8 protein-coding genes are annotated in these 8,895 nt (G+C 33.5%); all 8 read right to left on the reverse strand.

Annotated elements, in window-relative coordinates:
• Nucleotides 1-835, reverse strand: an 835-nt coding sequence (locus IBX42_RS09935; protein ID WP_294932480.1) for a glycosyltransferase family 2 protein, incomplete at its 3' end; no start/stop codon positions are given.
• The gene (locus IBX42_RS09940) at nt 801-2,030 is read right to left on the reverse strand and encodes a hypothetical protein (RefSeq protein ID WP_294932482.1); all 1,230 of its coding nucleotides are present in this window, start codon (nt 2,028-2,030) and stop codon (nt 801-803) included. The genes IBX42_RS09940 and IBX42_RS09935, both read right to left, overlap by 35 nt.
• 3 nt (nt 2,031-2,033) lie before the next feature.
• Entirely contained in the window at nt 2,034-2,867 is an 834-nt protein-coding gene (locus tag IBX42_RS09945; protein ID WP_294932484.1) for a glycosyltransferase family 2 protein, read from the reverse strand.
• 55 nt (nt 2,868-2,922) lie between these two features.
• The gene (locus tag IBX42_RS09950; RefSeq protein ID WP_294932486.1) at nt 2,923-4,071 is read right to left on the reverse strand and encodes a CDP-glycerol glycerophosphotransferase family protein; all 1,149 of its coding nucleotides are present in this window, start codon (nt 4,069-4,071) and stop codon (nt 2,923-2,925) included.
• Nucleotides 4,071-5,144, reverse strand: coding sequence for a phosphonoacetaldehyde reductase (locus IBX42_RS09955; protein ID WP_294932488.1), 1,074 nt, complete (start codon nt 5,142-5,144; stop codon nt 4,071-4,073). The genes IBX42_RS09950 and IBX42_RS09955 overlap by 1 nt, the downstream gene beginning before the upstream one ends.
• Nucleotides 5,141-6,214 carry a thiamine pyrophosphate-dependent enzyme gene (locus tag IBX42_RS09960; RefSeq protein ID WP_294932490.1) on the reverse strand — a complete coding sequence of 358 codons (1,074 nt, stop codon included), beginning with the start codon at nt 6,212-6,214 and terminating at the stop codon, nt 5,141-5,143. The genes IBX42_RS09955 and IBX42_RS09960 overlap by 4 nt, the downstream gene beginning before the upstream one ends.
• Nucleotides 6,214-7,506: a phosphoenolpyruvate mutase gene (gene aepX / locus IBX42_RS09965; RefSeq protein ID WP_294932492.1), complete on the reverse strand. Its 1,293-nt coding sequence runs from the start codon at nt 7,504-7,506 to the stop codon at nt 6,214-6,216. The genes IBX42_RS09960 and aepX overlap by 1 nt, the downstream gene beginning before the upstream one ends.
• Nucleotides 7,499-8,779: an oligosaccharide flippase family protein gene (gene rfbX, locus IBX42_RS09970; RefSeq protein WP_294932494.1), complete on the reverse strand. Its 1,281-nt coding sequence runs from the start codon at nt 8,777-8,779 to the stop codon at nt 7,499-7,501. The genes aepX and rfbX overlap by 8 nt, the downstream gene beginning before the upstream one ends.
• Nucleotides 8,780-8,895: the final 116 nt, after the last annotated feature.

Raw genomic sequence — 8,895 nt, forward strand, 5'->3', positions numbered from 1 at the left:
TGTAGCCTGTGTACTTCATGGCGTTTCGCACAAAAAACTCAGGCAGCAGATACCAAGCTCCATTTGCAAGCAAATAGTTGACTTCAGACTTGATGTACTTCATCCCTTCGCCCTCAGCCTTGCCGAACTCCCGGAGTATCCAGTCCTCACACTTATGAAACACACCGATGTCAAAGTATCTTTGAAACTCCTGCCATACGGTGTAACTGTGCGAATGGTACACTTTTGCTTCAGCCACATAAGCCAGCGAATGGCCTGCAAGGATCATCTTAGCCCCCGCATAAGTGTCTTCACCGAGAATAAGCCCATCTTTGAACCATCCGATGCCCTCCAAGGCACTCTTGCGATATGCCGCAAAACTGTCTGATAAAAAGGCAGTTTTTAGTCCATAATGGTTTTTATCTTCTAAGCTGCGAATATATGAGTTCTCTCCATAATTAAACTCTCTCAAATGTTTACCAAAAAGAGTGGTCTCGCTGTAGCTAAGCTGCCTGCCGTAGGCCGCCCCTACTTTTTCATCGCTAAATGCTTTTACAATATTTTCTATAGCAAACTCATCAAACGGCAGAGCATCTTGAGTCAAAAAAACAAGGATCTCGCCCTTTGCCATTTTGGCAGCTTTAGCTCGTGTGCCGCCATGATCAAATTCGCTTTGGGGAATAACCACAACATTTTCAGTATATTGTTTTGCTATAGCGACTGTTTCATCTATTGATGATGAGTCAATGATAATAAGTTCAAAATCCTTGATAGATTGGTTTTTGATGCTGTCTAATAGTTTTGGCAAATAGTTTTGTGCATTATAGGTTGGAATTATCATTGATATTTGAAGCATACTTTTCCTTTCCCTTTAAGAGTCTTTCTGCCATATAATAACCATATAGCAAAAATAGGACACTCATGATCTTATAAGCATAAATCACATCAATAAATATCATATTAACAAAAATAGCAACCAGTATAAGTTTCATTGTGTTATTAATCATCATGTGCATAAATAAGATGGTATAAAGAAATAGGCCAACAATACCAAGTTCACCAAAAATTCTTAAGTAGCTGCCATCTACTGCTGAGCCATAATATCCAGGTGAAAACCCAAACATTATTGTTTGAATAGATGAAGTATTGTTTTTAATAATATACATCCATTTATTTGTTCTTATCAACCAACTTACATCATGCAACTCGGATGCCATATCAACATTTGCATATTGTTCAGAAAATTTATTATTTAGGTCAATATTTTCATATATAGTGGAGACCATTTGTAAATTACCGGTATTGAATAAATTAGCGCTTCTCTCTATTACAGAAATATTCGGAAGAAGTATTAATACAGCAATAAGTACTGGAATAAGAAAACTCCCATAAATTAAAAATTTGGCTTTGTGAATTAACATTAATACTACTAATGCTGATAATAAACCGACTCTTGAGCCGGTAAGAGCAATAGCAATTATAAAAAATAATGTTCCAATAACAATATATATTTTTTTTCTATTAAAATGTTGTAATAATACAAGACCAAATACAAGTAATAGAGAGACCTCCCAAGGACCTGCCGTTAAACCAATAGGGCGTGAAGAAGTATATGCAGTGTATCTACCCAGTTCAAATCCCCCAATTATTCCAAAATACTGTAAAAAAATTATAAATACAGATACGCAACAATATACGATAAAGATTTGTGTTAAATTAAACCTATATTTAAATAAATAATATCCTAGAATAATAAAAATTGAATATTCTAATATCCTGACTGAGTATAAAAAATTAGTGAAGGTAAGTTGTTCATTGAGTAACATAGAATATAAAGACAACAACATAATAAATAACACTATAAAATATGGCTTAAACTTAAAAACAAAATTTAAGTAATTTCTATTCAAAAAAATTGTAGTCAATATCAGTACTAATATTATCAGCAAAAATAAATCATCTATCCTCAGTCCTGAACTTGCATGAATATCAATAAGATTAATTTTTGGAATAAATAGGATAAATATCAAAATATATAAAATAAATTTCATATCTTAGAACTTTGAAACAATAAACTTTAATTTCAAAAGCACAACTTCTAAAAAATTCATATCCAGTCCAATTTTATTTGATTGTGTGTAGATTGCATCCATGATTTTTTTTGCATCCATGATTTTTTTTGCATAATATAAAAAATCAATTTTCTTAGCTCCTACACTATTTATACTATGTTGCCTATATAGAATCGTAGATGTTGACTCATGCCCTATCCTTCCGCTATTTTTCAAGCACACGAGCCCTATCCACCAATCATGCATGATTGCCTCTTTTGGTATATCTTTTGATATGCAAAAAAGCTCTTTGTTTAACATCACAGTACAGCCTGTTATACAGTTCTCAATTGCCAGTTTTCTGATATCTTTGCTATGTAAAGCATCTAACTTTTGATACTCAAACATTGAGTTATGGATGATTTTTAACTCTTCATCAACTACTTTTAAATCTGTGTGTATTAATATAGGTTTATTAATATTATCTTTTTCTGTTTCTAGCATCTTATTAAGTGTAATTTCTATTTTATCCTGAAGCCAAACATCATCTTGATCACAAAACATTACATAATCAAATTTATTGTCTATATTGTTTAATAAATGCGTAAAATTCTCTTTTGCTCCACCACATCTAACACCATCATCTAAATAAAATATTTTGTTTGGATATTTCTCTGCATATGCTTTTATGATCTCAACTGTATTGTCATTTGAACCATCATCATGAATAAATAATTTCCACCCTTGATATGTTTGAGATAACAAAGAGTCTATCTGCTCTGATAAAAACTTTTCACCGTTGTAAGTTGCCATTAAAATATAAACTTTTTTCATCATAACCTACTCCATAACAAATAAAATCCTGTTACCAAAAAACAAAGTGGAGTCAATTTCATAAGTCATTTTCTTTTTTACATAACTTGATAATCTCACGATACACTCTTTCACAACTCTTGCCATCTTGGTATTTGTGAAATCTATTTTTGAGAGCTTCTCGGTCTTCTTTGTATAACTCAGGATTTTCTTTAAACTTAACAACCCACTCTAGCACTTCATCCCAGTTTTTACATTTTGGTCCAGGCGTCACTTCATCATAATCGTAATAAAGTTCTCTGTCTTTTGTAATATATTTTTCATAATCAAATGGTGCAAAGATGATTGGACGGTTTGTTAGCAAATAGTCTACATACAGTCCTGAATAGTCACTTATCACCATACTATAATCTTGAATTATTTCATTTATTTCAATCTTTGATTCTAAAAAATGAATATATTCAGACTTAATAGAGTTTTTAAATTTAGTGTCAATTTTATTTGCTGGGTGCATTTTGATATCCAAAAAAATTCTATACTCTTTTAATATCTTTAATACGCTTTTTATATCAAACCCAAAATCATCAAAAAGATTTATTTCATCATCAACTTTATCTCTTAGAGTTGGAGCATATAATATTTTTAATTTATCATTGTTATATTGTTGTTTGATAAAAACATCGTTTCTTGGATATCCTGTAATAGCTACTTTTTCTATAGGAACTGAAAATGCAGTACTCATATTTTTTTTGTCTGATGAAGAAGAAGAGATAACGAGAGAATATTTTTCTTTTAAAAATGGAAATAAAAAAAGTTTTATTTTATTTTTTAAATCAGATGCTTTATCATCTGATCCAATTTTTTTTATAGGTATTCCATGCCACAACTGAATTGAATACCTTTTGTATGTATTGATAAATCGATATATGTCAAGAAAAGTTGAGTGAGTTACTATAAACACACTTGCTTGCAATGATAAAGTAAAAGCTTTCAACGAATATTTATACAGAATATCTTGTCCATTGCAAATACTTTGATCTTTTGTAACCCATATTGCATTTATTTGCGGATAATTTTTTTTAAGATGTTCAAATAAAAATTTAGGATTATCAAAATATTTTTCTCCAAACCAAGCACCAAAAATCCACAAATCCTTTTTAGGTTTAACAAAATACATTAGATAATAGAATGGTAAATTAAGAAAATAACTAAGAATCTTTTTAATCATTATATTTGTATCAAACTATTCCCAGCTCTTTGATTATTACTCAAAGATGCCTTTATACTGTCCAACTCTTCATCATCGATATCATAATGACTAAATTCTGTGGAGATATTTAGCTCTTTTAGCATTTCTCTTAATTTATCCGAACTTAGCTCTCCAAAAATATCTTGTAAAGCCTCATCAATAAAGTCATATTTTCCGATGACATTATCTATTAGCATCGGAAGGGTAAAACTACATGCTATACCATGGTCTACCCCTTTATGAGCTGTGATGTAGTAGCTCATCGCATGGGCAAGAGCGGTTTGTGTGTTTGAAAATGCAAGTCCTGCGTACATACAAGCTTTGAGTATTTGTGTTCTGTACTCAATATTTTCTAAATCATTTGCTAGAAGTGGTAAATACTCTAGTATAAGTTTTGATGCTTTTATGGCGTAGTTTATCGTAATAGGATTTGCATTTTTATTCCAAATAGACTCTAGTGCATGAGAAAGCGTGTCGAGTCCTGTTTGGACTGTAATTTCTTTTGGTACGCTAAGTGTAAGTGTTGGATCATAAAGAGCTGCTTCACTAAAAAGCTCTGACAAATGAAGTGAATATTTTTTCTTTTCATCCATATCCCATATAGTAGCCCATGGAGTTATCTCGCTTCCTGTTCCTGCTGTTGTTGGTACTGAGATGATAGGGATGAGTTTATAATCTTTTTTTTCTGCTTTACCTTTTATAAGACTGCTAACAAAGCTGGCTTCTTTTTTATCGTTATAAACCGAAAAGTATTTTGAAGCATCTAGCACACTTCCTCCACCAATTGCTAGTATTAGCTCAAACTCATTTTTGTGAATTTCTTTATATGCTACTTCTAAATCTTTAAATTCTGGATGAGATTTTACATCTGTACAGACTTCTACTATCGAATCACAAAGGGATTTGATTTTGTCAACCAAACCTCTTTTTACAAATCCTTGTGAAGTGATAAGTATGGTTTTTCTGCCATTAATATATTTGGCAATATTGCTTATCTCGCTACAACCAAATACTATTTTTGTAGGCATATGGTACGAAAAAATTTGAGTCATTGAAACGTGCTCGCTCTTACTACTTCGATTGGTGGTCTTGGTGTTTCTTCATCATTTCCACATTTTACATGTAGAAATTTTAAGCCTTTTGAAGATGAGAGTTCATCCACAGTTTTTGAAAAACTCTCTAACGACATGATTGTTTGTGAAGTCACATCTAAACCTGAACCTTCTGCTATAGAGATATAATCCAAATGAGTTTGATACGTGTTTTGTCCACCTGTGGACTTGTTTGACTCGTTGTCAAACAGTATGTAGGTTAAGTTTATCTCATCTTTGTATCTTCCAGCTGTTGTAAATCCACCCATATGCATCACAAACTCTGCATCACCACCACAAACGATAACTTTTTTACCCGCTTTTGCCGCACCAAACCCCAAACTCAATGCTCCGCCCATATTACCTGCCATATAGAAGTTATTCGTCTCTTGCATGAAGCTATACATTTCTCTAGCCGTATTGCCCGTAGTCCCAATAAAAAGCGTGTTTGTATCTTTAAACTTTTCATTTAGGTCGATTAAAAACTTGCTTCGTGGTACATAGCTTGATAAATCTAATTGATGCTCATCTTTTAATGCCACTTTTGTAAAGCTGTCTTTTTTTATGATACACATCGTATGGCTTGTATCACAAACATCTATTTGAGAGATAGCCGTATCAATATTTTCAATATCCAGGATGACATTTTCATAACCATATGCTTCTATGAGTTTAGGGAGCTCTGTGGCTAGATGCTGATGTTGTATCTCGCTATCACCTTCACTGTAAGTTCTCCAGCTTGTTAAAATTGGAAATGTAACACCGTATGGCTTGAGAAGACTTGTGATACAGCTTCCCATGTTTGTAACACCACTAGACTGAACTATAACTATAGGCTTTGCTCCAGCCATTTTAAGTCCAGCCGCAACTGAACAGGCTATGGCTTCACTAGCGCAGGGGATATATTCTATATTTTCATGATTTATGGCTGCATTAATGACATCTTTTGCAAAACTGCAGGGCACCACACATAATTGCGTATAGCCTTGCACTATGAGTTTGTCTAAAAATAGGTTTGTATCAAGTGCCATTATTTTGTTCCTGGAATAAGATCTAGTATCTCTTTTATCGAAAGCAGTGATTCTTCGGCTTCTAAGCTTCTGTCATTTTCTAGTATTGACTTCGCAACATTTATCATGCCTGGATAAGCAGCTCTTAGCATGTGGTTTGCATAAATAACAACATTGATACCGGCAAGACTAAGCTCTTTTGCTGTGATTTGATTAAAACTTGTAGGTACTACTACTATTGGGATATGTTCATTGTGTGCTCTTAATATCTTACAAAATTCCAAAATCTCATCTGGGGATTTTTGTCGAGAATGTATCATAATTCCATCTGCACCAGCTACGATATAGGCTTTTGCTCTTGTAACTGCATCATCCATACCAGCTTCTAAAATAAGACTCTCTATTCTGGCAATAATCATAAAATCATCTGTTATCTGTGCTCGTTTGCCTGTTTGAATCTTTTGGCAAAAATTTTCTATTGTATCTTGTGTTTGTGCTACTTCATTTCCAAAAAGAGAGTTCTTCTTTAGTCCTGTTTTATCTTCTATGATAACTGCACTTATTCCTGTTCGCTCTAAACTTCTTACCGTAAAGGCAAAGTGTTCTGCGATTCCGCCCGTGTCCGCATCATAGATCATAGGCTTAGTTGTCACTTCAAAAATTTCGTTGATAGTATTTAATCTTGTACTTACATCTACAGCTTCTATATCTGGTTTCCCTTTTGAGGTAGAATCAGTTAGTGAACTACTCCACATGCCATCGTATTCGATGCCATTATCACCTTTGACAGTTTCAACAATTAGTCCGCTTAAAGCATTGTGCGCTTCCATAATTCTTACTACTTCTTTTGAGTCAATGAGTCGTCTAAGTCGGCTCCTTCTTATGTCGGGAGTAGTGCCAAGTTCTTTAAGTGATTTATTAAGCTGAGTAGATGATATACCTGCTGTGTAAGATGGTTCAACAAGCTCTCCGCCCCATTGTGAAAGTGTATCGATTACTTGTTGTCTGGTTTTTGACTGAACACCCTCTTTCCAATCATCTCCATGGACTACAATATCAGGCTTAACAAGTTCAAGATTTGGTCTATAATCAAGTGTATCTTGAGGGATTACTTCTTTTACCCCTTTGATGTTTTCAATAACTTCTTTTCTTTGCTTATATGCCATATATGGGAGTCTTTTATAGCTTGCTATAGCCTTATCGGTTAAAAGACCTACGGTTACATCTCCATAACTAGCTGCTACTTTCAATATATTCATATGTCCTGGGTGGACTAGATCTGCACTCATTCCTACATATACTTTTTTATTCATTTTTATTTGCTCCTTTTAATATTAAACCTGTTTTTTTCGAATAGTGCAATCTTGTAAAAAAGACTGTCGTTTCTGTAATTAGCACCATTACTGCAACACTGTAGATTGAAATCATACCAAAGAAGGACAAAATACCAAGACCTGTCAAATGAACAAGAGAGCTTTGAATCACAGTCAAATTAGCATACTTTGGGTATCCAAATGCTGCTAAAAGAGGATATCCTAAAAGAATAGCTGGAACATGCAAAATAGAAGATGTCACTAAAATAAGCAAAATCGTATTTACCTCTACATCTGTTATATTGAATAAAATATCAATAATTTCTTTAGAAAATAGATAAACAAACATTACACCTATAATATTAATAATGAAAATAACTATAAATAGTTTATAGTAAAAAAGTATATTTTTACTTTTTGCTAGATACGGATATATTGTATTTACAATTGGATGATACAAACCTTGCATCGCTTGGTACAGTTTCTCTGCTATTGAGTAATAACCTACCATTGTATTGCTAGTAAATAGACCCAATACAAAAGCATTTGCCGACGTGTAGATGCTTACAGACACGCGTGAGAGAAAAAACTGCGAACTGTCTTTGAAATGTATCATCATGGTTTGGATACTTTGCGGTTTAAACTTTTGGTTAAATTGCCTGTATGCAATCCAAAGAGAAATAACTCCGCCCACCATAAATCCAAGACCGTTTAGAAGGGGTACAAGTATATAATCGCTTTCTTCTTGAATAAAAATAAATATCGCAATAGTAAATATCAGTTTTGAAATGATGTTTACTATGGTGATGTATTTCATCCGCTCTAGTCCCTGGAAATACCATATGGGAAACATCGCTTGACCTATTACCCAAAGAAATGTAAGGCAGTAAAGCTCCCAATGGCTTGAAAACTTTTCAAAACTAACTACGATGATCGATAAAATCACAAACGAAACACCTATGAGTATAAACTTTATCATCATCACAGAGCTAAATATCTCTGTGATTTTTTCTTTGTTATCTCTGTGTATGGAGATCTCTCTCGTGGCTGACAGGTTGAATCCATAATCTACAAGGATGTTAAAAAACATAATAAAAGCCTGAGCAAACATCACAAGCCCAAAGAGTTCTACACCAAGCACTCTTACCAAATATGGCAATGTAAGAAGCGGTAGTATGTATGTAAAAGCCTGCAGTATAGACAGAGAAAAAAAGTTTGACATGAGTCTTTTTTTGTCTGGGGAATTGGTTAAAGATTTTATTTTAGTGATCATTGACGCCCCATAGGGCAGATGACAAGAATGCGAGCACATTCTTGCTAGAAAGGCCGACATACCCGGTCCCTGCTATAGCGATCTTGATGTTTGTTTTTTTCAATGCGTGGTCTTTG

Source organism: Sulfurimonas sp., from assembly GCF_014859695.1.
GTDB lineage: Bacteria > Campylobacterota > Campylobacteria > Campylobacterales > Sulfurimonadaceae > Sulfurimonas.